Here is a 20,634-nt window from a genome sequence, read left to right as displayed (position 1 = left end):
CTCCCCGCGTCTCAGTCCCAATATCTGGGGGCCGTGGCGGGGCGTTTCAAGCGGGGCTCCCGCAGTCGTTCCCGCCAGAATGACGGGTGCGGGCCTTGGGTTCAAGCAAGATTGCAAGGCGCGAAGGCCCCGCGCGGGCAAATCCGCGCGAGGGGCAAGGCCTGCGCGGCCCCCGCTGCGCAGGATCATCCGCGCAGCGGGGGGCTATGGCCGTGGCTCAGACCCTGGCGTCTTCCAGCGCCGGATAGTCGGTGTAGCCTTCCGCCCCGCCGCCGTAATAGGTGGCGCTGTCGCCAGCGTTCAGCGGCGCGTCCCGGCGCAGGCGTTCCACCAGATCGGGGTTGGAGATGAACGGCTTGCCGAACGCGACCGCATCCGCCCGCCCCGTCGCCACCGCCTCGATCGCCATTCCGCGGTCATAGCCGTTGTTGGCGATGTAGGGCCCGTCGAACAGCGCCCGCAGCGCGTCGATGCTGCAGCCCTCGGGCAGATCGCGGCTGCCGCCGGTCTGGCCCTCGACCAGATGCAGGAAGGCAAGGCCAGAGCGATTCAGTCCCTTCACCGCATGGCTGAACAGCGGCATCGGGTCGCTGTCGGTCAGCCCGTTGGCGTTCGAGAACGGCGACAGCCGCAGCCCCACCCGCCCGCCGCCAAGCACGCCCGTCACCGCCTCCAGCACCTCGAACAGGAAGCGGGTGCGGTTCTCTATGCTGCCGCCATAGCCATCGGTGCGCTTGTTGGCGCCGTCGCGCAGAAACTGGTCGATCAGGTAGCCATTGGCGCCGTGGATCTCGACGCCATCAAAGCCCGCCGCATCGGCCGCGATGGCCGCCTTGCGGTAATCGTCCACCACGCGGGCAATCTCGTCCTCTTCCAGCGCCCGCGGCACCGAGGTCTCGACGAACCCCTTGCCGTCAAACGTCCGCCCGCCCGCGCCGATGGCCGAGGGTGCAACCGGATCCGCCCCGTCCAGCAGCGAGGTGTGCGAGACGCGCCCCACATGCCACAGCTGCACCACGATCTTGCCGCCCCTGGCATGAACCGCGTCCGTCACCTTCTTCCAGCCGGCGATCTGCTCGGGGCTGTAGATCCCCGGCGTCCAGGCATAGCCCTTGCCCTCGGGCGAAATCTGCGCGCCCTCGGTCACGATCAGCCCGGCACTGGCGCGCTGGCTGTAATAGGTCACATGAAGGTCATGGGGGGCATGGGTATCATGGGTGGCACGGTTGCGGGTCAGCGGCGCCATCACCACGCGGTTGGCAATCTGGATGTCGCCAAGCTGGGCGGGGGTGAACAAGGCTTCGGTCATCATCGGTCCTTTCGGGAACGCATAGTCTGGCCTTCAGGTAGGGCGCCATGCTGCCCCTGCAAACCCCGTGCGCCGCGGCGCGGCACGGACGCGCGCCCCCGCTTACCCCTGTCTTCCAAGGCCGGAATGCGGCATCCTCGCCCCCGCGCACAGCCGCTGTGCAGATCGGCCCGTCCCCCCGCCGGCGGAACCCCTGCCGCTGCCGGAGGTTGGCAGGGTCAAGGATGGAGCGACAATGACCGAACGAGCCCCCCTCGCCACCGGCCCTGCCCCGGCAGACCAGCGCCAGGACGACAAGCCTCCGTCCGATGACGTTCCCGACTCGCTTGGCGAGGTTCTCGAACAGGCCGAGAGCGAGCTTGGCGACGGCAAGGTCGAGGTCGGCCAGGTCATCGCCGCCATGGGCAGCGCCTCTTTCGCGCCGGTGATGCTGCTACCGGCCCTGCTGGTGCTCTCCCCGGCCAGCGGCATCCCGCTCCTGCCCTCGGTCTGCGGCATCACCATCGCGTTGATCGCGGCGCAGATGCTGTTCGGGCGCGAAAGCCTGTGGCTGCCGGGCTGGATCCTGCGCCGCAAGCTCGATGGGCCGAAAACCGAAAAGGCGCTGTCGGTCATCGAAAAGCCCGCCCGCTGGATCGACAAGCATACCGGCCGCCGGATGCCCTGGCTGACCGCGGCACCCTTCGACAAGCTGGTGCTGGTGGTCTGCATGCTCTGCGGCGCGATCATGCCGGCGCTGGAGCTCTTGCCCTTCACCTCCTCCATCCTCGGTGCTGCCATCTCGGTGATGTCGCTGGGGCTGCTGGTCCGTGACGGGGTTCTGGTGCTGATCGGCCTTGGCTTTGTCGGTGCCGCGGCCTCGCTGGCCATAGGGCTTTTGGGGTGAGCCTAGAGCGGTTCGATGTCGCCCTCGGCCCGCTGCGCATGGAAGGCCCCGACAAATCCCGAAAGATTCCCTTCGGAAATCGCCCCACGGAGCCCCGCCATCAGCTCCTGATAGTAGTGCAGGTTGTGCCAGGTCAGCAGCATCGAGGCGATGATCTCCTGGCTGCGCAGCACATGATGCAGGTAGGCGCGGCTGTAGCTGCGGCAGGCGGGGCAGGTGCAGTCCTCGTCCAGCGGCCGCGGGTCATCCATGTGCCGGGCGTTGCGCAGGTTCACCACGCCGCGCCGCGTGAAGGCCTGCCCAGTGCGGCCAGAGCGGGAGGGCAGCACGCAATCCATCATGTCGACGCCGCGTTCCACCGCGCCCACGATGTCATCGGGCTTGCCGACCCCCATCAGATAGCGCGGCTTGTCCTCGGGCAACATCCCCGGCGCATAGTCCAGCACGCCGAACATCGCCTCCTGCCCCTCGCCCACCGCCAGCCCGCCGATGGCATAGCCGTCAAAGCCGATGGCGCGCAGGGCGACCGCGCTTTCCTCGCGCAGCTCGCGCGTCACGCCGCCCTGCTGGATCCCGAACAGCGCATGGCCGGGCCGGTCGCCGAAGGCATCGCGCGAGCGCTGCGCCCACCGCATCGACAGCTGCATCGACTTGGCCACCTCGGCATCGGTCGCCGGCAGCGCCGGGCATTCGTCAAAGCACATCACGATATCGGACCCCAGCAGCCGCTGGATCTCCATGCTGCGCTCGGGCGTCAGGAAATGGCTGGACCCGTCGATATGGGATTTGAAGCGCACGCCTTCCTCGGTCAGCTTGCGCAGGGCGGCGAGGCTCATCACCTGAAAGCCGCCCGAGTCGGTCAGGATCGGCCGGTCCCAGTTCATGAAGCGGTGCAGCCCGCCAAGCCGGTCCACCCGCTCTGCCGTGGGGCGCAGCATCAGGTGATAGGTATTGCCCAGCAAGATGTCGGCGCCGGTCGCGCGCACATTCTCGGGCAGCATCGCCTTCACCGTGGCGGCCGTGCCCACCGGCATGAAAGCTGGCGTGCGGATCTCTCCCCGCGGCGTGTGGATCGCCCCGGTCCGGGCGGCCCCGTCGGTGGCTGTCACATGGAAGTCGAACTTCTGCGTCATCTGGGGCCTCATCTGCCCGGCCATCTGGACGGGGCGCCCCCTGATAGACGATTCTGGGGGGAATCCAAGCCGGGTCACCTCCGGCCCCCAAAGGCCACGACACCTAAAGGACGAGGACATGAAGGATATGCGAGAGCCCGGCGAAAAGGCCCCCTTCCTTCTGGGATGGGAGGAATGGGTGGCCCTCCCCGGCCTCGGCCTGCCGGCGCTGAAGGCCAAGGTCGATACCGGGGCGCGCACCTCGGCGCTGCACGCCTTCGACATCGAGCCCTTTGGGCCGATCAACGCCCCCAAGGTCCGCTTCGCCATCCACCCGATCCCCGGGCGCAATGACGTGACCATCCCCTGCTCGGCCCGCGCCATCGACCGGCGCGAGGTGATCTCATCCAATGGCGAGATGGACTACCGCTACGTCATCCGCACCGAGTTGCAGATTGGTGACCGCCGCTGGCCGGTGGAGGTGACGCTGACCGACCGCGGGTCAATGGCCTACCGGATGCTGATCGGCCGCCAGGCGCTTGGCGAGGATGTGACGGTGCGCCCGCAGGACAGCTTCGTGCAACCGCTGCTGGGGTATGAGGTCTACCACTCCGCCGCGATGAAGACCGCCGCCCCGCCCCGCACCCTGCGCATCGCCGTGCTGTCGCGCGAGGGCGGTGCCTATTCCACCCGGCGGCTGGTGACGGAAGGCGAGGCGCGCGGCCATGTGGTCGAGGTGCTGGACACCACCCGCTGCTACCTTGCGATCAACGCCGCCGAGCCCGCGGTGTGGTATGACGGCCAGCGCCTGCCCCGCTATGACGCGGTGGTGCCGCGCATCGGCGTATCGGTCACCGCCTACGGTGCCGCAATCTTGCGCCAGTTCGAGGCGGCGGGCACCTTCGTCGTCAACCCCTCGGACGGGATCCTCGCCAGCCGCGACAAGCTGATGGCGCATCAGGTGCTGGCCCGGCACCGGGTGCCGATGCCGGTGACGGCCATCGCGTCGTCTCCGAAGGATACCGGCAACCTGATCGACCTGGTGGGCCAGGCGCCGCTGGTGGTGAAGCTGCTGGAATCCACCCAAGGCCGCGGCGTGGTGCTGGCCGAAACCCGCAAGGCCGCGCAATCGGTGATCTCGGCCTTTCGCGGGCTGAAGGCGGATTTCCTGGTGCAGCAATTCGTGCGCGAGGCGGGCGGCGAGGATGTGCGCGCGCTGGTGATCGGCGGGCGCATCGCTGCCGCCATGCGCCGGGTGGCGGCGCCGGGCGAGTTCCGCTCCAACCTGCATCAGGGCGGGCGGGCCGAACCGGTGAAGCTCACCCGCGAGGAACGCGACGTGGCCCTGCGCGCCGCCCGCGCCTTCCGGCTGGGGCTGGCGGGGGTGGACCTGCTGCGATCGGATGACGGGCCGAAGGTGCTGGAAGTGAACTCCTCGCCGGGTTTCGAGGGCGTGGAAAGCGCCTCGGGCCGCAATGTGGCGCAGATCCTGTATGAGGAGATCGAGCGGCGGGTGCGGCCGGCGCCGGCACGGAAGCGGCGCGAGGCGGGGGCGTAGCGCTTGTGGCTGGCGCCGGGGGGCCGTCTGCCCCGCATGAAGCGAAAGAAGCGGGGGGCCTTCTGCCCCCCGCGCCCCCCGAGGATATTTGGAAAAGGCAAAGGGCAAGCGGGCGAGAGCGGCTTTGTCGGCGGCACTGGACCGGGGCGCGGGTATTCCCTATATAATCTCTCAACAACCCAGTGAGAGTGCCATGAACGCCGAAGCCGCCTCCCCGATTGCCGACCCGCTTGAAGGCACGCCGCTGATCAAGCCGTCCAGCACCGACCATCCGCTTTACGACAACGTGGTCGAGGCTTGCCGCTCTGTGTTCGACCCCGAGATCCCGGTGAACATCTATGATCTGGGGCTGGTCTACACCATCGAGATCAATGCCGAGAACGAGGTCGACGTGATCATGACCCTGACCGCGCCGGGCTGCCCGGTCGCCGGTGAGATGCCGGGCTGGGTCGCCGAGGCGATCGAGCCGCTGGACGGGGTGAAGATGGTCAACGTGCAGCTGACCTGGGAGCCGCAATGGGGCATGGACATGATGTCCGACGAGGCGCGGCTGGAGTTGGGGTTCATGTGATCTGCACCATATCAAGCCTGAAAGCTTGATATGCCTTGCATCAAGCCTGAGGACTTGATGTTCAGTCGATCAAGCCTCAGAGCTTGATAAACTCGAATCAAGCGACTAGGCTTGATCCCATGACCAAATCCGCCGCCATTCTGACCGGAGACCTGATCGGCTCTACCGACGCCCCCGAGGCGCTGGAGCCGACGATGGCGCGTCTGGCCGCTGCGGCGGAGGAGATCGCGCGCTGGCAAGGTAGCAGCGCCCGGTTCACCCGGTTTCGCGGCGATGGCTGGCAGATCCGCACCGATCCCGAACTTGCGCTGCGCGCTGCGGTCTACCTGCATGCCTGCCTGCGCGCGCAGGACGGTCTGCTGACCACCCGCATTGCCATTGGCCTTGGCGCGGTGGAGAGCCTCGGCACCGCCGACCTGTCGGATGCGCGGGGCGCGGCGCTGACCGCCTCGGGGCACGCGCTGGACAAGATGCGCCGCACGCGCCGCTTTGCCATCGCCGGAACCGATGTGGACACGCGGGACGAGATCATCGTGGACCTGATCGAGGGGATCGTGCTGCGCTGGACCCGGCCGCAAGCCGAGGCAGCAGCCCTGGCGCTGCCCTACCCGGCGCCGACGCTGGAGGAAATCGGGCGCGCGCTTGGCATCAGCCCGCAAGCGGTCAGCTATCGGCTCGCGGCCGGCTCTGTGCAAAGCCTGCGCGACGCCATCACCGCCTGGGAAGACGACCGCGGCGCAAGAGAGGCCCCATGATCCAGACCTTCGCCGCCCTCCTCATCGCCCATATCCTCGCCGATTTCGTGCTGCAGACCCGCTGGATGGTGGCACGGAAGCGCCGCCCCGGCGTGCTGCTGCTGCACGCGGCGCTGGTGCTGGCATCCGCGCAGGCCGTCACCGGGCAACCCGCCGCGCCGGGGCTGCTGGCGCTGGCCGCCGCGCATCTGCTGATCGACTGGGTGAAACTGCGGCTGCCGCCGGGCCTGGGCGCCTTCCTTGGCGATCAGGCGGCGCATCTGGCGACGCTGGCGCTGGCGGCAGCGCTGATGCCGGACCTCTGGGCCAGCGGATACTGGCCGGGGCTGCTGCCGGAGGCCGGGGCCGTGCTGACCGGCCTGCTGTGGCTGGCGGGGCTGGTGCTTGCCACCCGCGCCGGGGGCTTTGCCGTGGGGCTGCTGATGGCCGGCCTTGCCGCGGCGCATCCGCCCGAGGGGCTGCCCAAGGGCGGGCAGGTCATCGGCCTGCTGGAGCGCGGGCTGATCTTCGTGCTGATGACCGCCGGCCAGCCCGAGGCCATCGGCTTCCTGATCGCCGCCAAGTCGATCCTGCGCTTTGGCACCGTCACCGCCTCGGAAGACCGCGCGGTTTCCGAATATGTGATCATCGGAACCTTGGCGAGTTTTGGCTGGGCGATCCTCGCCGCACTTGCCACCACCCGGCTTCTGGCCACGCTGGCTTGAGATTTCGGCATCTGCGCCCTATGTTGGGGGCAACATAGAAGGACCACCCCATGTTCGGCATCCCCGGCCAATCCCCCGTCTCCATCACCCCCGCCGCCGCCGCCCAGATCGCGCGGCTGATGGCGAAGGACGGTGCGCATGGGTTGCGCATCGGCGTCAAGAAGGGCGGATGCGCGGGGATGGAATACACGATGGAGATCGCCGCCGAACCCGGCCCGATGGACGAGGTGGTGGAGCAAGGCGGCGCAAGGGTGATGATCGCGCCGATGGCGCAGATGTTCCTGTTCGGGACCGAGATCGACTATGAAACCTCGCTGCTGGAGGCGGGCTTCAAGTTCAACAACCCCAATGTCGCCGAGGCCTGCGGCTGCGGCGAGTCGATCCGCTTCAAGGACGAGCCGGCAGCCTGAACCGGCGCCTGATCGCTGCAGCTGCATTTGCCCATTTCCAACCCTGCCCGGCTTGCCTAGTCTGTGCCCGACCCGGGATTGAGGAGAATGGCGATGCGGCGGAAACTGGCAGCTGGCAACTGGAAGATGAATGGCACGGCGGCCTCCTTGGCCGAGTTCGATGCGCTGGCGGCGGCGTTTCCCTCGCCTGCCTGCGATGTGCTGATCTGCCCGCCCGCCACGCTGATCGCCCGCATGGCCTCGCGGCCCGGCGCCGGATCGGTGGCGATTGGCGGGCAGGATTGCCACGCCAAACCCTCGGGCGCACATACCGGCGACATATCCGCGGAGATGCTGGCCGATGCCGGGGCCAGCCATGTGATCCTGGGCCATTCCGAGCGGCGGGCGGACCATGCCGAGACCGATGCGATGGTGCTGGCCAAGACCGAGGCGGCGCACGCTGCCGGGCTGGTGGCGGTGGTCTGCGTCGGCGAGACGGAAGGTGAGCGGGATGCAGGCTCGACGCTGGACGTGATCGGCGGGCAGCTTGCCGGGTCGGTGCCGGATGCGGCGACGGGCGCGACGACCGTGATCGCCTATGAGCCGGTCTGGGCCATCGGCACCGGGCGCACCCCGACCAATGACCAGATCGCCGAGGTGCATGGCTTCCTGCGTGCCGAACTGGTCGCGCGGTTCGGCGAGGAGGGCAACGCGTTCCGCCTGCTCTATGGCGGGTCGGTCAAGCCCTCGAACGCGGCGGAAATATTTGCGATCCCGGATGTTGATGGCGCGCTGGTGGGTGGGGCCTCGCTGAAGGCGGTGGATTTCGGGGGTATCGTCACCGCGCTGGAGACGGCCTGATTTCAACGACTTGCGAGGGGATCTTCATGCAAAGCCTGAAGCAATCCCCGACCGACCCGGCTTTCGTGCAGAACCCCTATCCGTTCTATGACCGGGTCCGCGCGGCGGGCGCCGTGGTGATGTGGGAGGACTACGGCCTGCCGGTCTCGGCCAGCGCCGCGACCATCGGGGTGATCCTGCGCGACCGGCGGCTGGGGCGGGCGCCGCCGCCGGAGTTCGCGCCGGTGATCCCCCCGCACCTCGCGCCCTTCTATGCCATCGAGGCGCATTCGATGCTGGAGCTGGACCCGCCGGTGCAGACGCGGCTGCGGGGCCAGGTGCTGCGCGCCTTCACCTCGCGCAGGATCGCGGGGCTGGCGCCCGAGATTGCGGCGCTGTCCCACCGGCTGATCGACGCGCTGCCCGAGGGGCCGGTGGACCTGCTGGCGGGATTTGCGCAGCATCTGCCGGTGATCGTGATCGCGCGGCTGCTGGGGGTGCCGGAGAGCCGCGCGCCGGACCTCGTGGCCTGGTCGAACGCGATGGTCGGCATGTATCAGGCCCGCCGCGACCGGGCCACCGAGGATGCCGCGGTCGCCGCCGCCATCGCCTTCTCGGGCTACCTGCGCGGGCTGGTCGCGGACCGGACCCGGCAGCCGGGGGATGACCTCATCAGCCATCTGATCGCGGCGGGGGATGCGCTGACGCCCGATGAGCTGATCTCGACCTGCATCCTGCTGCTCAATGCCGGGCATGAGGCGACGGTGCATACGCTTGGCAATGGGATCAAGACCTTGCTGGAGGCGAAGGTGCCTGTGGAAGCCTTGTCACCGGATCGGATCGAGGCGCTGGTCGAGGAGATCCTGCGCTTCGATCCGCCGCTGCACCTGTTCCTGCGATGGGTCCATGAGGATATGGAGATCGCCGGCCACGCCTTTGCCCGCGGGGACCGCATCGGCTGCCTGCTGGCGGGCGCCAACCGCGATCCGCAGGGATGGGAGCGGCCGGGGAAGTTCATCCCCGACCGGCTGGTGAAGCCGAACCTCGCCTTCGGGGGCGGCGCGCATTTCTGCATCGGGGCGCCTCTGGCCCGGCTGGAGTTGCAGGTGGCGCTGCCGATGCTGTTTGCGCGGCTGCCGGGGCTGCGGATGAAGGGCAAGCCGCGCTACGCGAACCTCTACCACTTTCACGGGCTGGAACGGCTGGTGGTGACGCGCTGATCAGGCGGGCATCAGCGCCAGCAGCCGTTCCTCCAGCAGCGCCAGCAGGCGGCCATTGTCGAAGCGCTCTACCGCCAGTGCCCGCGCCCGGCCGGCCATGTCTTCGGTCGGCAGGCTGCCGTCCAGCACGCCGCGGATCAGGGCGGCAAAGCCCGCCTCGTCGCGCTCCGCCACCAGATAGCCGGTCTCGCCCTCGATCACCGCCTCGGGGATGCCCGCATGGCGGGTGGAGAGGACGATGCAGCCCGAGGACAGCGCCTCCTGGATCGAGGTCGGCAGGCCCTCGGTATTGCCCTTGGCGTCGGTCAGCGAGTGCTGCACGAAGACCTGCGCCCGGGCCAGCATCTCGCGCACCTCTTCATGCGGCAGCGCGCCGTGCAGGGTGACGCGGGCACCCATGCCGGCGGCGGCCACCCTCTGGCGCAGCGGCTCCAGCATCGGGCCGTCGCCGACGATGTCGAGCCGGGCCTGGGGGTGATCCCCTGCCCCGGCGAGGAAGGCGCGCAGCGTGATGTCGGGGGCCTTCTTGTCGATCAGCCGGCCCACGGCGAGGAAGCTGCCCGGCTGCTTGTCGCCCGGCACGAAGCGCGCCGTTGCCACGCCCGAGGGGATGACATGGCTGTGCGGATGGGTGATGCCGTGGCGCGCCAGGTTGTCCAGCAGGAATTGCGACACCGCGAACACCCCCGCCAGCCGCGGCATGGTCGCGCGCAGCGCCCGCACGTTGCGCGGCTTGCGCAGGTCTTTCGAGGCGTCATAGCCGCGGAAATAGCTGAAGATCGGCAGGCCCATGGCACCCGCGACAGGCGCCAGCGCCACCGCCTCGGGCCCGAATTCGCAAAGGATCGCCTGCACCCGCTCGGCGCGCAGGAACACCTCCAGCGCGCGGCGGGTCTCCCCGTAGGGCACCGAGGTCGCGCCATAGCGCCATTTGCCCACCACCGAGGCCAGCGGCTGCTGCCACAGGTCCGCGGCGCCGAACCCCTGCCGCGAGCGGCGGATCATGGGGCGGGCGTAGGGATTGCTGCCGTTCAGCTTGTTGGCGATGACCACGGTATCGCCGCCGAACAGATGCTCGATATGGCGGTTCACGAAGGTCTCGCCCGGCTTGTGGTAGCCGCCGGTGGCAATGGCAAAGCGCATCACGGTGCCCCGCCCGAAAGGTGCCCGTCGATCCCCGCCTCGGCCCAGATCTTGCCCGAGGCGCGGGCCGCCTGGATCTGCGCCCGGTGCGCCCTGATCTTCTCGGCGTCCTTGTAGCCGCGGGGATGGTCGAGATGCACCAAGGGCGCGGTGAAGCGGATGTGGCGGCCCTTCACGCCGGAGTTTTCGAGCCTTATGCCGAATTCCTTGTCGCCGCCGCCATATTTCATCGTCTCGTCGAGCCCGTTCACCCTGAGGATCGCGGCGCGGTAGGCGGAGCCGTTGGCGCCGCACCAGTTGCGGCCCACGGGATAGACGGCTTCCAGCAGATGGCTGGCGGGTTTGGGCAGCAGGCCGGCCTTCAGGCGGGTGCTGAAACGGCCGAAGGTGCCGGTCTGCGCCAACCAGTCGCGGTCGAAGACGCGGCCCTGCAGCACGTCCTCTTCGGTCACCGCCTCGGTCGTGGGGGTGTCGAGCCGGATCAGGCTGCCGGAGAGGAAGCGGTCGGGGCGCGCAAGCTCCAGATGCCGGGCGATGAAACCGGGATGGATCAGGCAATCGCCGTCGATGAACACAAGATACTCGGCCTGCGAGGTGGCGATGGCCTTGTTGAGGATCACGTTCTTCTCGAAGCCGCGATCCTCGTGCCAGACATGGCGGATCGGCAGACCCGGAAAGCGCGCCTGCACGTCAGCAATCGCCGCCGCCGTCTCGGGGCCGGACCCGTCATCGGCGACGCAGATGCTCTCGGGCCGCCTTGTCTGGCGCGCCACCGAGAGCAGGGTCAGCACCAGCGCGCGGGGGCTGTTATAGGTGGAGAGGATCAGTTCGGTGTTCATCATCGCCCCTTTGCTGTGGCGCCTATCTGGGCTTTGGCGGCGCCCTGTGCAAGCGCCGGGGGTTTTCCACCCCCGGACCCCCGGAGGATATTTGCCAAAAGGCAAAGGGATCAGAGTGGCAGCAGGGTGGTGGATTTGATCTCTTCCATCGACAGCAGCGCGGTGACGTTGTGGATCTTCACCTCGGAGATCAGGGCCTGGTAGAACTGGTCATAGGCGCGGGCGTTCTTGACGCGGACCTTCAGGATATAGTCGATATCGCCCGCCAGCCGGTGCGCCTCCAGCACTTCGGGGCGGGCGCGCAGCGTGCCGAGGAAGCGGCGCTGCCAGTCGGCCTCATGCTCGCTGGTGCGGATCAGCACGAAGAAGCAGGCCTCGAGGCCCAGGGCCTCGGCATCGAGGATCATGGTCTGGCGGCCGATCACCCCGGCCTCGCGCAGCTTGCGGATCCGGTTCCAGACAGGCGTCTTGGAGGAGCCGACCTTGCGGGCGATCTCGTCCAGCGACTGGCCAGCATCCTCCTGCAGTTCGGCAAGAATTTTCCGATCCATCTCGTCTATGCGGACTGACATTCGCCTTTTCCCCGTTTTCCAAGACACCCGGCCTTCTGCGGCGCAGTATCGGAACAAATGTCCTTATCAGCAAGGGCATATGGCGCTGGTGGGGAATTTTTTCCTATATTGGGGCAGATCACAAGGGGCCCGCCATGACCGTCACCGCCAGCCATCCCACCCTCGCCGCGCCGGCCGTGCTGTTCGTCGGCGCAGGCCCCGGCGATCCGGACCTGTTGACGCTGAAGGCGGCGCGGGCATTGGCCGAGGCCGATATCGTGCTGCATGACCGGCTGGTCGGCGCAGGCGTGCTGGCGCTGGCGGGGCCCGGGGCCACGCTGATCGACATCGGCAAGGAGGGCTTCGGCCCCTCCACCCCGCAGACCGAGATCACCGCGCTGATCGTGGCCTTTGCGCGGGCGGGGCGGCGGGTGCTGCGGCTGAAGGCCGGGGATTGCGGCATCTTCGGGCGGCTGGACGAGGAGGCGGATGCGCTGGAGGCGGCGGGAATCGCGTTTGCCGTCGTGCCGGGCATCACCGCCTCGGTCGCCGCGGCAGCGAGCCTGGGGCAGAGCCTGACCCGGCGCGGGCGCAATTCGGATCTGCGGATCCTGACGGGCCATGACACAAGCGGCTTTGCCGACCAGGACTGGCGGGCGCTGGCGGCGCCGGGATCGGTCGCCGCGATCTACATGGGCAAGAAGGCCGCGCGCTTCGTGCAGGGGCGGCTCATGATGCATGGCGCCCCGCCCGGCACCCCCGTCACCATCGTCGAGAATGTGAGCCGCCCCGATCAGCGGATCATCGCCGCGACGCTGGCCACGCTGCCGGCCTGTCTTGAAGATGTTACCGGTCCCGCCGTTCTTCTGCTCGGCCTCGCCCCCCGCGCGGCCCAAGCCACCCTGCCGACACTCAAGGAGGCCCTGCAATGAGCCGCCGTTTCACACCAAAAGTCGTCACCGCCAATGATCTGCTGGAAGGCGACGTGATCTACCTGACCGCCGATGACCGCTGGAGCCGCGCGCACCATGAGGCCGAGCTGATCGAGGACGAGGCCCATGCGCAGCTGCGGCTGCTGTTCGCCAGCGGCCAGCCGGCCCGCGTCGTCGGCCCCTATCTGGCCGAGGCCAAGGCGGGCCCCGCTGGCCCCGAGCCCACGCATTTCCGCGAGGCGTTCCGCACCCGCGGCCCGTCGAACTATCCGCACGGCAAGCAGGAGGCCGCCAATGTATGATTACAACGCCTTCGACCGTGCCTTCCTGGCCGAGCGCAATGCCCAGTTCCGCAGCCAGGTGGAGCGGCGCATCGACGGCAGCCTGACCGAGGACGAGTTCCGGCCGCTGCGGCTGATGAACGGCCTGTATCTGCAGCTGCACGCCTATATGCTGCGGATCTGCATTCCCTATGGCACGCTGAACCCCGGCCAGATGCGCCGCTTTGCCGAGGTCGCGGACCGCTGGGACAAGGGCTATGGCCATTTCACCACGCGGCAGAACATCCAGCTGAACTGGCCGAAGCTGAAGGATGTGCCGGACATCCTCGACAGCCTCGGCGAGGTCGGCATCCATGCGATCCAGACCAGCGGCAACACCATCCGCAACACCACCGCCGACCATTTCGCCGGGGCCGCGGCGGATGAGATCGAAGACCCGCGCCCGGTGGCAGAGCTGATCCGGCAATGGTCCACCGACCATCCCGAATTCCAGTTCCTGCCGCGCAAGTTCAAGATCGCCATCACCGGCAGCCCCAATGACCGCGCCGTGACCCGCGCCCATGATATCGGGCTGCGGATGGTCCGCCGCGGCGATGAGGTCGGGTTCGAGGTGCTGGTGGGCGGCGGGCTTGGCCGCACCCCCATGCTGGGCGCGGTGATCCGCGACTTCCTGCCCAAGGCGGACCTGCTGCCCTATCTGGAGGCCATCGTCAGCACCTATAACGTGATGGGCCGGCGCGACAACAAGTACAAGGCGCGCATCAAGATCACCGTGTTCGAGAACGGCATCGACGTGTTCAAGGCGGCTGTGGAAGAGCGGTTCGTGGAGACCCGCGCCCAGTTCAGCGGCGTCGACCAGCAGATCCTGAAGGGGATCGAGGCGCAGTTCACGCCCCCCGCCTTCCGCAATGCCCCCACGGATGGGTTCGAAGCGGCGCTGGCCTCGGACCCGGTGTTCCGTGCCTGGGCGGGTACCAACCTCGCCGAGCACCGCGCGCCCGGCTATGCCATCGTCACCGTCAGCCTGAAGGCGCATGGCGAGACGCCCGGGGACGCCTCATCTGCGCAGATGCGTTTGCTGGCGGACCTCGCGGAACGCTACGGGCACAACGAGCTGCGCATCAGCCATGAGCAGAACGTGATCCTGCCGCATGTCCACAAGTCGGACCTGCCGGCGATCCATGCCGCGCTGAAGACCGAGGGGCTGGCGACTGCCAATGTCGGGCTGATCTCCGACATCATCGCCTGCCCGGGGATGGACTATTGCGCGCTGGCCACCGCCCGCTCGATCCCGGTGGCGCAGGAAATCGCCACGCATTTCCAGGCCATCGGGCTGGAGCAGGAGATCGGCGCGCTGAAGATCAAGATCTCGGGCTGCATCAATGCCTGCGGGCACCATCATGTCGGGCATATCGGCATCCTCGGGCTCGACCGGGCGGGGGTGGAGAATTACCAGATCACCCTTGGCGGCGATCACACCGAAACCGCAGCGATTGGCGAGCGGGCGGGGCCCGGCTTTGCCTATGACCAGGTGGTGCCGGCCATCGAACGGCTGCTGCGCGCCTATATCGACAAGCGGACAGAGCCCACAGAGACCTTCATCGACGCCTTCCGCCGGCTTGGCCCGGCGCCATTCAAGGCTGCGCTCTACCCCGAAGAGGCCCGCGATGCCGCCTAGCGCGCTGCGCGTTCTCGCGCCCGAGCTTGACCCCATCGCCGAGCGGGTGGCACGGCTGAACGACCGCTACCGCCATCACGGCGCGGTGGCGGTGCTGGAACATGCGCTGCGCGATGCCGACCTTGGGCGCATCTCGCTGGTCTCGTCCTTCGGCGCCGAATCGGTGGTGCTGCTGCATTTGATCTCGGTCATGGCACCCGCCTTGCCGGTGCTGTTCATTGATACCCAGATGCTGTTCCAAGAAACGCTGGAGTATCAGACCTTGCTGGCAGAGCGCCTGAACCTGACCGACATCCGCACCATCCGCGCGGCCGATGCCGCGTTGGCGCTGGACGATCCCGACGGCACCTTGCACCAGTTCAGCACCGATGCCTGCTGCGCGCTGCGCAAGACCGTGCCGCTGGAAACCGCCCTGTCGCAGTTCGATGCCTGGATCACCGGGCGCAAGCGCTATCAGGGCCAGACCCGCGCCGAGATCGACTTCTTCGAGGAAGAGGACAACGGCCGCCGCATCAAGATCAACCCGCTGGCGCATTGGGGCCGCGAGGATCTGGAAGACTACATGACCGAGAACCGCCTGCCCCGGCATCCGCTGGTGGCCAGGGGCTATCCGTCCATCGGCTGCGCCCCCTGCACCAGCCCGGTGAAACCCGGCGAGGACCCGCGGGCGGGCCGCTGGCGCGGATCGGAGAAATCCGAATGCGGGATCCATTTCATCGGCGGGCGCATGGTGCGCGGGCCGGTTGCTGCTGAGAAGGAGGACGTGAAATGAGCGTGATCGTCCGTGACGACGGTTTCCACCCGGACGACTGGTCCGGCGCCCCGGCGCTGGATCTGGCGCCAGACACCTGCCTGTCCACAATCGAGGACCGGCTGCACGGCGCGCAGCTGGTGCGGGTCGACTTCCCCAGCTTTTCCGATGGCCGCGGCTTCACCATCGCGCGCCGCCTGCGCAGCCTCGGCTTCTCGGGGCGGCTGCGCGCCCGCGGACATGTTCTGGCCGACCAGTACACGATGGCCCGCCGCGCCGGCTTCGACGAGGTGGAAATCTCGGCCGATCTGGCCACCCGCCAGCCGGCCGAGCACTGGCAGTTCCGCGCCGACTGGCAGGCCCATGACTATCAGTCGCGGCTGCGCGGCTGACAGCGGGGCTTTTCCTTATCCCGATTTACACCTTAGAAGGAGATGCGTGCGAGAGCTGCCGTCCTCGCGCCTGCCCCATATGACAGAGATCGCCTTGACCCAAGACTCCCCCGCTGCCGCGACCGTCCCCGCCCCCAGGCACCTGCCCGACGCCCAGACGGTGACGGCCGTGACCCATTGGACGGACGCGCTGTTCTCGTTCCGCGTCTCGCGGCCGCAATCCTTGCGCTTCCGCTCGGGCGAGTTCGTGATGATCGGGCTGATGGGCGACAATGGCAAACCGCTGCTGCGCGCCTATTCCATCGCCTCGCCGGCTTGGGATGACGAGCTGGAATTCTACTCGATCAAGGTGCCCGATGGCCCGCTGACCTCGAAGCTGCAGCATATCAAGGTGGGCGACGAGATCATCTTGCGCCCCAAGCCGGTCGGCACGCTGGTGCATGACGCGCTGCTGCCCGGCAAGCGGGTCTGGTTCCTGGCCACCGGCACCGGCATTGCGCCCTTCGCCAGCCTGATGCGCGACCCCGAGACCTATGAGAAATACGATCAGGTCATCATGATGCACACCTGCCGCACGGCGGCAGAGCTGACCTATGGCGCCGAGCTGATCGAGGGGCTGAAGACCGACGAGCTGATCGGCGAGATGGTGGAGGGCAAGCTGCTCTATTACCCCACCACCACCCGCGAGCCGTCGGGCCATATGGGACGGATCACCGACAACCTGTCTTCGGGCAAGGTCTTTGCCGATCTGGGGATCGACCCGATCACGGCAGAGGGCGACCGCGCCATGGTCTGCGGCAGCCTAGCGTTCAACAAGGACGTGATGGCGGTGCTGGAAAGCTTCGGCCTGCGCGAGGGCGCCAATTCCGAGCCGCGGGAATATGTGGTGGAAAAAGCCTTCGTCGGCGAGGGCGTCTGAGCCTACCACACACTCCGAAACGCAAACCGCCGCCCGAGGAACCCTCGCGCGGCGGTTTTTCGTTTGGGGGCCGGAGTGGCCCCGCCCTTACATGCCCAGAGCGTCCCGCACCCGGGCGATGGTCGCCTCGGCCAGCGCCGGGTTGGAGGCGGCGGCATCCACGGCCTGCTTCAGCGCATCCCGGATCGGCGCGTCGAGGTTCGAATTGTCCAGCGCGGCCTTCAGCTGTTCGGCCTCAAAGTTTTGCGCGGTCATGCCCGCCACATCGGCCACGGCATCCCCGGCGGCGTTTGCGGCTTCGGTGGCGGCAGCGGTCGCCTGATCGGTCACGTTCTGCGCGGCGGCAGCGGCTTCGGCGGCGGCAGCTTCGGCGGCTTCGGCAGCAGCAGCGGCAGCTTCGGCGGCTTCGGTCGCAGCGGCCTCGACAGCGGCGGCGGCCTCGGCAGCGGCCGCGGCGGCGGCCTCTTCGGCGGCCCTGGCGGCAGCTTCCTCGGCGGCTTTTTCTTCCGCGGCGGCAGCCTCGGCGGCAGCGGCTTCGGCGGCGGCATCGGCCGCGGCCTGCGCGACGGCGGCTTCTTCGGCGGCGCGCTGCTGTTCGGCATAGTAATACCAGCCGCCGGCAGCGACGGCGATCACAGCCACAATGACCAGGATCTTTTTCATGGTGCTCTCCTTCGGGGCCGCGGGGCGCGGCCGAAACTGCGCAATCTATGCCAGATCACCCCCGCAAGGGGAAGCGCCCGGGGCCGGCCCAAGCGCCGCAGGGAGGCCGGAAATCCACCCGCCCCTGCCCGGAACCCGGCGCCGCGCCGGGCGTTTTGGCCGGGTAGGCTCGCAAATCCGTGAAATGCCGGTTGAAGTGCCGGGCGCAGGGGACTATTTTGCGCGCCACACGATGTTGGCGATAAAAGGAATCCAACCATAGCCCGCAGACCCCACAATGCCCCGCCGCAACGCGACACGGGACCACGTATCAACGACCGCATCCGCGCGACCGAAATCCGGCTCATCGGTGCAGATGGCGAAAACGTGGGGGTCGTGACGCCGGCCCGCGCCATGCAGATGGCTGAAGAGGCCGGGCTAGATCTGGTGGAAATCTCTCCGAACGCCGTGCCGCCGGTCTGCAAGATCATGGACTTCGGCAAGTTCAAGTATGAGCAGCAGAAGCGCGAGGCCGAGGCCCGCAAGAAGCAGCACATCATCGAGATCAAGGAAATCAAGTTCCGCCCGGGCACCGACTCGCATGACTACGAGGTCAAGATGCGCTCGGTGTTCAAGTTCCTGGAAGAGGGCGACAAGGTGAAGATCACCCTGCGCTTCCGCGGCCGCGAGATGGCCCACCAGGATCTGGGGATGGATCTGCTGAACCGCGTCGCCGCCGATGTCGGCGAAAAGGGCAAGGTCGAATCGATGCCGCGCCTGGAAGGCCGGCAGATGGTGATGATGATCGGACCGCGGTAGGCTTTCGCTTTACTGCGGTATGAAGAAAGCCTCCCGGCCTGGGAGGCTTTTCTTGTTTTGGGGCGATGCTTGGGTCCGACCGAAGAAGCGGGGGGCCAACCCCCCGCGCCCCCCGGGATATTTCCGCCAGCAAGAAGGGGCAAGGAGTGCCCCTTCGGCCTTGGTCAGGCCATGCCGAGGGCGGATTTGTAGAGTTCGAGGATGGCTTCCTCTTCCTCGAGGTCGTTCTTGTCGCGTTTGCGGATGGCGATGATCTTCTTCATCACCTTGGTGTCGTAGCCGCGGCCCTTCGCCTCGGCCATCACCTCTTTTTGCTGCTCGGCGATATCCTTCTTCTCGGCTTCGAGATGCTCGAAGCGTTCGATGAACTGGCGCAACTCGTCGGCGGTGACGTTATAGGCGGCGTCGGTCACAGGGGCATTCATCTGCGTCTCCTCGGATGGGGGCCGGTTGTTTGCGGCCTTGCTAGTCGGATGGCCCCCGCGCTGCAAGGCCCCGCAAGCCAAGGCTTGCAAGGGGAGCCGGGTTCGGCCAAGACGGCGCAAACCTGAGGAGGGCGGCATGGAGAACCTGATCTGGATCGGCGCGGCGGTTTCGGCGGCGGGGTTGGTCGGCATCGTGTGGTGCATCGTGGCGGTGTCGCGGGCGCGCGGCGCGGGACTGGATGACGAAGCGCTGCGCCTGCGCCTGCAAAGGGCGGTGACGCTGAACCTTGCGGCGCTGATGACCTCGATGCTGGGGCTGATGCTGGTGGTGCTGGGGATCGTGCTGGCCTAGAAGCGCCGCCCCGCGCGGATCCGCCGGTCCCAGAGCGGGTCCGGTGCCCAGAACCCGGCCATCTGCGGCGGCAGCGCCTCGGCCTTCGCCTTGAGGGTGTTGCGCATCGCCAGGAGCCCGGTGCGCCCGCCGCTGGCGCCCGCCCAGTGCATCGGCCCGCCCCTGTGGCGCGGAAAGCCAAGCGTGGCGCCCGCCAGCAGATCGAGCGCCCCGGCGCTGGCCACCACCCCCGCCGACAGCATCCGCGCGCCCTCATTGGCCAGTGCGGCGAGGGCGAGGCGGCAGATCTCGGCTCGGGTGATGCCGCCCTGATGCGGGGCGGGCAGGCCCTGCACCCACCGCTCCTCGGCGATCAGCGCCAGCACGCCCGGATCGTCGGTGCCTTGCGCCGCGCCCTCGGGCCAGGCCAGAAAGCCGCGCCGCCGCGAAAGGCCCGTGCGCCCGGCGGCCGCCAGCTGCGCCATGAGGCCCGGGCGCAGCCGCTCTGTCCCCGGGGCCTGCCGGGTCAGGCCGGCGCGGTCCATCGCCTCGAACGGGCCTGTCGCAAAGCCAAATCCGCGCAGCGCCGCATCCACGGCCGCGGGCGTCGCCCCCAGCAGCAGCAGATCCTCGGCCGCTTGCCACAGCGCCGCCCGCAGTCGCGGGCCCGGAAGGGCCCCGCTGCCGGGTTGGCAGGGCAGCGCCACCCGTCCCATGGCGCGTGCGAGGCCAAGGCCCGCGGCCAGCGCCGGCGAGGACCCGTCCGTGGCAATCTCCAGCAGCGGCAGCCCGTCCAGCGGCGCGTGCCGTTGCAGCCCGATCCCGGGCAGCGGCCAAGCAAAGCCTGCCAGCAAGGCGCCGGGGGGCAGCGCGCCTTCCAGCACGGCCAGAGATCCATCCGCAGCAATCCCGACCTGGCACCCGGCCAGGGTCGTCGCATCCGTTGTGGCCGACAACCGGTCCCAGGCGGCATCGCGCGCCGCCTCGGTCATCCGCCCGGCGGCGACCGCATCCTCCTGCAGCGCGGCGATGGCCTCCAGCGCGGTGCGCAAGGCCGGCACATCCTGCCCAAGCAGCCGGACCGGCACCCCGCCGGCCAGCAGATCCGCCGCAGGGTCCGCAGCCTCGGTGGTCATCGCAACCGGCCCCGGCACGGGCGCAGCCGCGGCCATGTCCCAGCCCTCCGCCTCGGCCGCTGCCATCCAGCACAGCGCCTGCGCCTCGGGCGTCGCCGCCAGCGCCTCGAACACCGCCCGCTCGAAGGCCAGCCCGCCGGCCTCGGGCAGCAGCAGCGCCGCCTCGACACAGTCCACGATCTGCCAAGGTGCGGGCAGGTCACCAGACAGACGCGCCCGTGCCCCCGCCACCGCCGCCAAGAACCCCGCCGGATCGCCAAGCCCCCGCTGCGGATCGCGCGCAAAGGGCACCGGTGCGCCGCCAGCGCGGGCCGCCGCCAAGGCCGCCGCCGCCGCCCGCGCGGCCGGCAGCGCGGCCTCCGTCACCATCTCGATCAGCCCGGCCGCCTGCGCCTCGGCCGCGGGGACCATGCGCCCCGCCAGCAACAGCTGCAGCGCGGCCCCTGCCCCC

At 68.6% G+C, this 20,634-nt stretch carries 24 protein-coding genes; 16 read left to right on the top strand and 8 right to left on the bottom strand.

Features of this window, described 5'->3' with window-relative positions:
- Positions 1 to 217: 217 nt before the first annotated feature.
- The gene (locus GVY41_RS18635) at positions 218 to 1,309 is read right to left on the bottom strand and encodes an alkene reductase (protein ID WP_161348092.1); all 1,092 of its coding nucleotides are present in this window, start codon (positions 1,307 to 1,309) and stop codon (positions 218 to 220) included.
- Positions 1,310 to 1,544: 235 nt separating this feature from the next.
- Between GVY41_RS18635 and GVY41_RS18630 the strand changes: the two genes are divergently transcribed.
- Complete coding sequence (locus GVY41_RS18630) at positions 1,545 to 2,195, top strand: exopolysaccharide biosynthesis protein (RefSeq protein ID WP_161348091.1); 651 nt, start codon at positions 1,545 to 1,547, stop codon at positions 2,193 to 2,195.
- Positions 2,196 to 2,197: 2 nt separating this feature from the next.
- Here GVY41_RS18630 and tgt read toward each other — a convergent pair whose 3' ends face one another.
- Positions 2,198 to 3,328 (bottom strand): tRNA guanosine(34) transglycosylase Tgt, encoded by a 1,131-nt coding sequence (tgt, locus tag GVY41_RS18625; protein WP_161348090.1) that lies wholly within the window; start codon positions 3,326 to 3,328, stop codon positions 2,198 to 2,200.
- A gap of 118 nt (positions 3,329 to 3,446) precedes the next feature.
- Between tgt and rimK the strand changes: the two genes are divergently transcribed.
- From rimK to GVY41_RS18590, 7 genes are all read left to right on the top strand, one after another.
- Positions 3,447 to 4,865 (top strand): 30S ribosomal protein S6--L-glutamate ligase, encoded by a 1,419-nt coding sequence (rimK, locus tag GVY41_RS18620; RefSeq protein ID WP_373283315.1) that lies wholly within the window; start codon positions 3,447 to 3,449, stop codon positions 4,863 to 4,865.
- 193 nt (positions 4,866 to 5,058) lie between these two features.
- Positions 5,059 to 5,436, top strand: coding sequence for an SUF system Fe-S cluster assembly protein (locus GVY41_RS18615; protein ID WP_161348089.1), 378 nt, complete (start codon positions 5,059 to 5,061; stop codon positions 5,434 to 5,436).
- 119 nt (positions 5,437 to 5,555) lie between these two features.
- Positions 5,556 to 6,191 (top strand): hypothetical protein, encoded by a 636-nt coding sequence (locus tag GVY41_RS18610; RefSeq protein WP_161348088.1) that lies wholly within the window; start codon positions 5,556 to 5,558, stop codon positions 6,189 to 6,191.
- The gene (locus GVY41_RS18605) at positions 6,188 to 6,895 is read left to right on the top strand and encodes a DUF3307 domain-containing protein (RefSeq protein WP_161348087.1); all 708 of its coding nucleotides are present in this window, start codon (positions 6,188 to 6,190) and stop codon (positions 6,893 to 6,895) included. Before GVY41_RS18610 ends, GVY41_RS18605 begins: the two co-directional genes overlap by 4 nt.
- 50 nt (positions 6,896 to 6,945) lie before the next feature.
- Positions 6,946 to 7,305: a HesB/IscA family protein gene (locus tag GVY41_RS18600; RefSeq protein WP_161348086.1), complete on the top strand. Its 360-nt coding sequence runs from the start codon at positions 6,946 to 6,948 to the stop codon at positions 7,303 to 7,305.
- Between the two features lie 93 nt (positions 7,306 to 7,398).
- Entirely contained in the window at positions 7,399 to 8,145 is a 747-nt protein-coding gene (gene tpiA, locus GVY41_RS18595) for a triose-phosphate isomerase (RefSeq protein WP_161348085.1), read from the top strand.
- A gap of 26 nt (positions 8,146 to 8,171) precedes the next feature.
- Positions 8,172 to 9,344, top strand: coding sequence for a cytochrome P450 (locus tag GVY41_RS18590; RefSeq protein WP_161348084.1), 1,173 nt, complete (start codon positions 8,172 to 8,174; stop codon positions 9,342 to 9,344).
- On the opposite strand, the gene GVY41_RS18585 is transcribed toward GVY41_RS18590, so the two are convergent.
- The 3 genes from GVY41_RS18585 to GVY41_RS18575 form a co-directional block, all read right to left on the bottom strand.
- Positions 9,345 to 10,487: a glycosyltransferase gene (locus GVY41_RS18585; RefSeq protein WP_161348083.1), complete on the bottom strand. Its 1,143-nt coding sequence runs from the start codon at positions 10,485 to 10,487 to the stop codon at positions 9,345 to 9,347. It abuts the gene before it with no gap.
- Positions 10,487 to 11,326, bottom strand: a complete 840-nt coding sequence (locus tag GVY41_RS18580) for a glycosyltransferase (protein WP_161348082.1) — start codon at positions 11,324 to 11,326, stop codon at positions 10,487 to 10,489. The genes GVY41_RS18585 and GVY41_RS18580 overlap by 1 nt, the downstream gene beginning before the upstream one ends.
- A 110-nt stretch (positions 11,327 to 11,436) precedes the next feature.
- Positions 11,437 to 11,898 carry an Lrp/AsnC family transcriptional regulator gene (locus tag GVY41_RS18575; protein ID WP_161348081.1) on the bottom strand — a complete coding sequence of 154 codons (462 nt, stop codon included), beginning with the start codon at positions 11,896 to 11,898 and terminating at the stop codon, positions 11,437 to 11,439.
- 134 nt (positions 11,899 to 12,032) lie between these two features.
- Between GVY41_RS18575 and cobA the strand changes: the two genes are divergently transcribed.
- The 6 genes from cobA to GVY41_RS18545 all read left to right on the top strand — a co-directional run bounded on the left by cobA (position 12,033) and on the right by GVY41_RS18545 (position 16,830).
- Positions 12,033 to 12,809, top strand: a complete 777-nt coding sequence (cobA, locus tag GVY41_RS18570) for a uroporphyrinogen-III C-methyltransferase (RefSeq protein ID WP_161348080.1) — start codon at positions 12,033 to 12,035, stop codon at positions 12,807 to 12,809.
- On the top strand, positions 12,806 to 13,111 hold the full coding sequence (locus GVY41_RS18565) for a DUF2849 domain-containing protein (protein WP_161348079.1): 306 nt from the start codon (positions 12,806 to 12,808) through the stop codon (positions 13,109 to 13,111). The genes cobA and GVY41_RS18565 overlap by 4 nt, the downstream gene beginning before the upstream one ends.
- The gene (locus tag GVY41_RS18560; RefSeq protein ID WP_161348078.1) at positions 13,104 to 14,768 is read left to right on the top strand and encodes a nitrite/sulfite reductase; all 1,665 of its coding nucleotides are present in this window, start codon (positions 13,104 to 13,106) and stop codon (positions 14,766 to 14,768) included. The genes GVY41_RS18565 and GVY41_RS18560 overlap by 8 nt, the downstream gene beginning before the upstream one ends.
- Positions 14,758 to 15,540, top strand: coding sequence for a phosphoadenylyl-sulfate reductase (locus tag GVY41_RS18555; protein WP_161348077.1), 783 nt, complete (start codon positions 14,758 to 14,760; stop codon positions 15,538 to 15,540). The genes GVY41_RS18560 and GVY41_RS18555 overlap by 11 nt, the downstream gene beginning before the upstream one ends.
- Positions 15,537 to 15,911, top strand: a complete 375-nt coding sequence (locus GVY41_RS18550; RefSeq protein WP_161348076.1) for a DUF934 domain-containing protein — start codon at positions 15,537 to 15,539, stop codon at positions 15,909 to 15,911. Before GVY41_RS18555 ends, GVY41_RS18550 begins: the two co-directional genes overlap by 4 nt.
- Positions 15,912 to 15,990: 79 nt before the next feature.
- Positions 15,991 to 16,830 carry a ferredoxin--NADP reductase gene (locus tag GVY41_RS18545; RefSeq protein WP_161348117.1) on the top strand — a complete coding sequence of 280 codons (840 nt, stop codon included), beginning with the start codon at positions 15,991 to 15,993 and terminating at the stop codon, positions 16,828 to 16,830.
- Positions 16,831 to 16,917: 87 nt separating this feature from the next.
- On the opposite strand, the gene GVY41_RS18540 is transcribed toward GVY41_RS18545, so the two are convergent.
- Positions 16,918 to 17,493, bottom strand: coding sequence for a hypothetical protein (locus GVY41_RS18540; protein WP_170301235.1), 576 nt, complete (start codon positions 17,491 to 17,493; stop codon positions 16,918 to 16,920).
- Between the two features lie 258 nt (positions 17,494 to 17,751).
- On the opposite strand from GVY41_RS18540, the gene infC reads away from it, so the two are divergent.
- Positions 17,752 to 18,291: a translation initiation factor IF-3 gene (gene infC, locus GVY41_RS18535; RefSeq protein WP_161348115.1), complete on the top strand. Its 540-nt coding sequence runs from the start codon at positions 17,752 to 17,754 to the stop codon at positions 18,289 to 18,291.
- 164 nt (positions 18,292 to 18,455) lie between these two features.
- Here infC and GVY41_RS18530 read toward each other — a convergent pair whose 3' ends face one another.
- Positions 18,456 to 18,716: a DUF2312 domain-containing protein gene (locus GVY41_RS18530; protein ID WP_161348075.1), complete on the bottom strand. Its 261-nt coding sequence runs from the start codon at positions 18,714 to 18,716 to the stop codon at positions 18,456 to 18,458.
- Between the two features lie 136 nt (positions 18,717 to 18,852).
- Between GVY41_RS18530 and GVY41_RS18525 the strand changes: the two genes are divergently transcribed.
- On the top strand, positions 18,853 to 19,068 hold the full coding sequence (locus GVY41_RS18525) for a hypothetical protein (RefSeq protein WP_161348074.1): 216 nt from the start codon (positions 18,853 to 18,855) through the stop codon (positions 19,066 to 19,068).
- Here GVY41_RS18525 and GVY41_RS18520 read toward each other — a convergent pair.
- Positions 19,065 to 20,634 (bottom strand): 3-hydroxyacyl-CoA dehydrogenase family protein (locus tag GVY41_RS18520; protein ID WP_161656929.1); only part of this gene is annotated, 1,570 nt, incomplete at its 5' end. The two genes, GVY41_RS18525 and GVY41_RS18520, sit on opposite strands and share 4 nt — an antisense overlap.

It is taken from the genome of Frigidibacter albus (genome assembly GCF_009908165.1).
In the GTDB taxonomy this organism is placed as follows: domain Bacteria; phylum Pseudomonadota; class Alphaproteobacteria; order Rhodobacterales; family Rhodobacteraceae; genus Frigidibacter; species Frigidibacter albus.
The sequence above is the reverse complement of the archived record's forward strand: the minus strand, read 5'-3'. Positions and strand labels throughout refer to the sequence as shown.

Coding starts and splice junctions, on each gene's coding strand:
- GVY41_RS18635 (WP_161348092.1), bottom strand. CDS start 1,309: ATGACCGAAGCCTTGTTCACCCCCGCCCAGCTTGGCGACATCCAGATT.
- GVY41_RS18630 (WP_161348091.1), top strand. CDS start 1,545: ATGACCGAACGAGCCCCCCTCGCCACCGGCCCTGCCCCGGCAGACCAG.
- tgt (WP_161348090.1), bottom strand. CDS start 3,328: ATGACGCAGAAGTTCGACTTCCATGTGACAGCCACCGACGGGGCCGCC.
- rimK (WP_373283315.1), top strand. CDS start 3,447: ATGAAGGATATGCGAGAGCCCGGCGAAAAGGCCCCCTTCCTTCTGGGA.
- GVY41_RS18615 (WP_161348089.1), top strand. CDS start 5,059: ATGAACGCCGAAGCCGCCTCCCCGATTGCCGACCCGCTTGAAGGCACG.
- GVY41_RS18610 (WP_161348088.1), top strand. CDS start 5,556: ATGACCAAATCCGCCGCCATTCTGACCGGAGACCTGATCGGCTCTACC.
- GVY41_RS18605 (WP_161348087.1), top strand. CDS start 6,188: ATGATCCAGACCTTCGCCGCCCTCCTCATCGCCCATATCCTCGCCGAT.
- GVY41_RS18600 (WP_161348086.1), top strand. CDS start 6,946: ATGTTCGGCATCCCCGGCCAATCCCCCGTCTCCATCACCCCCGCCGCC.
- tpiA (WP_161348085.1), top strand. CDS start 7,399: ATGCGGCGGAAACTGGCAGCTGGCAACTGGAAGATGAATGGCACGGCG.
- GVY41_RS18590 (WP_161348084.1), top strand. CDS start 8,172: ATGCAAAGCCTGAAGCAATCCCCGACCGACCCGGCTTTCGTGCAGAAC.
- GVY41_RS18585 (WP_161348083.1), bottom strand. CDS start 10,487: ATGCGCTTTGCCATTGCCACCGGCGGCTACCACAAGCCGGGCGAGACC.
- GVY41_RS18580 (WP_161348082.1), bottom strand. CDS start 11,326: ATGAACACCGAACTGATCCTCTCCACCTATAACAGCCCCCGCGCGCTG.
- GVY41_RS18575 (WP_161348081.1), bottom strand. CDS start 11,898: ATGTCAGTCCGCATAGACGAGATGGATCGGAAAATTCTTGCCGAACTG.
- cobA (WP_161348080.1), top strand. CDS start 12,033: ATGACCGTCACCGCCAGCCATCCCACCCTCGCCGCGCCGGCCGTGCTG.
- GVY41_RS18565 (WP_161348079.1), top strand. CDS start 12,806: ATGAGCCGCCGTTTCACACCAAAAGTCGTCACCGCCAATGATCTGCTG.
- GVY41_RS18560 (WP_161348078.1), top strand. CDS start 13,104: ATGTATGATTACAACGCCTTCGACCGTGCCTTCCTGGCCGAGCGCAAT.
- GVY41_RS18555 (WP_161348077.1), top strand. CDS start 14,758: ATGCCGCCTAGCGCGCTGCGCGTTCTCGCGCCCGAGCTTGACCCCATC.
- GVY41_RS18550 (WP_161348076.1), top strand. CDS start 15,537: ATGAGCGTGATCGTCCGTGACGACGGTTTCCACCCGGACGACTGGTCC.
- GVY41_RS18545 (WP_161348117.1), top strand. CDS start 15,991: ATGACAGAGATCGCCTTGACCCAAGACTCCCCCGCTGCCGCGACCGTC.
- GVY41_RS18540 (WP_170301235.1), bottom strand. CDS start 17,493: ATGAAAAAGATCCTGGTCATTGTGGCTGTGATCGCCGTCGCTGCCGGC.
- GVY41_RS18530 (WP_161348075.1), bottom strand. CDS start 18,716: ATGAATGCCCCTGTGACCGACGCCGCCTATAACGTCACCGCCGACGAG.
- GVY41_RS18525 (WP_161348074.1), top strand. CDS start 18,853: ATGGAGAACCTGATCTGGATCGGCGCGGCGGTTTCGGCGGCGGGGTTG.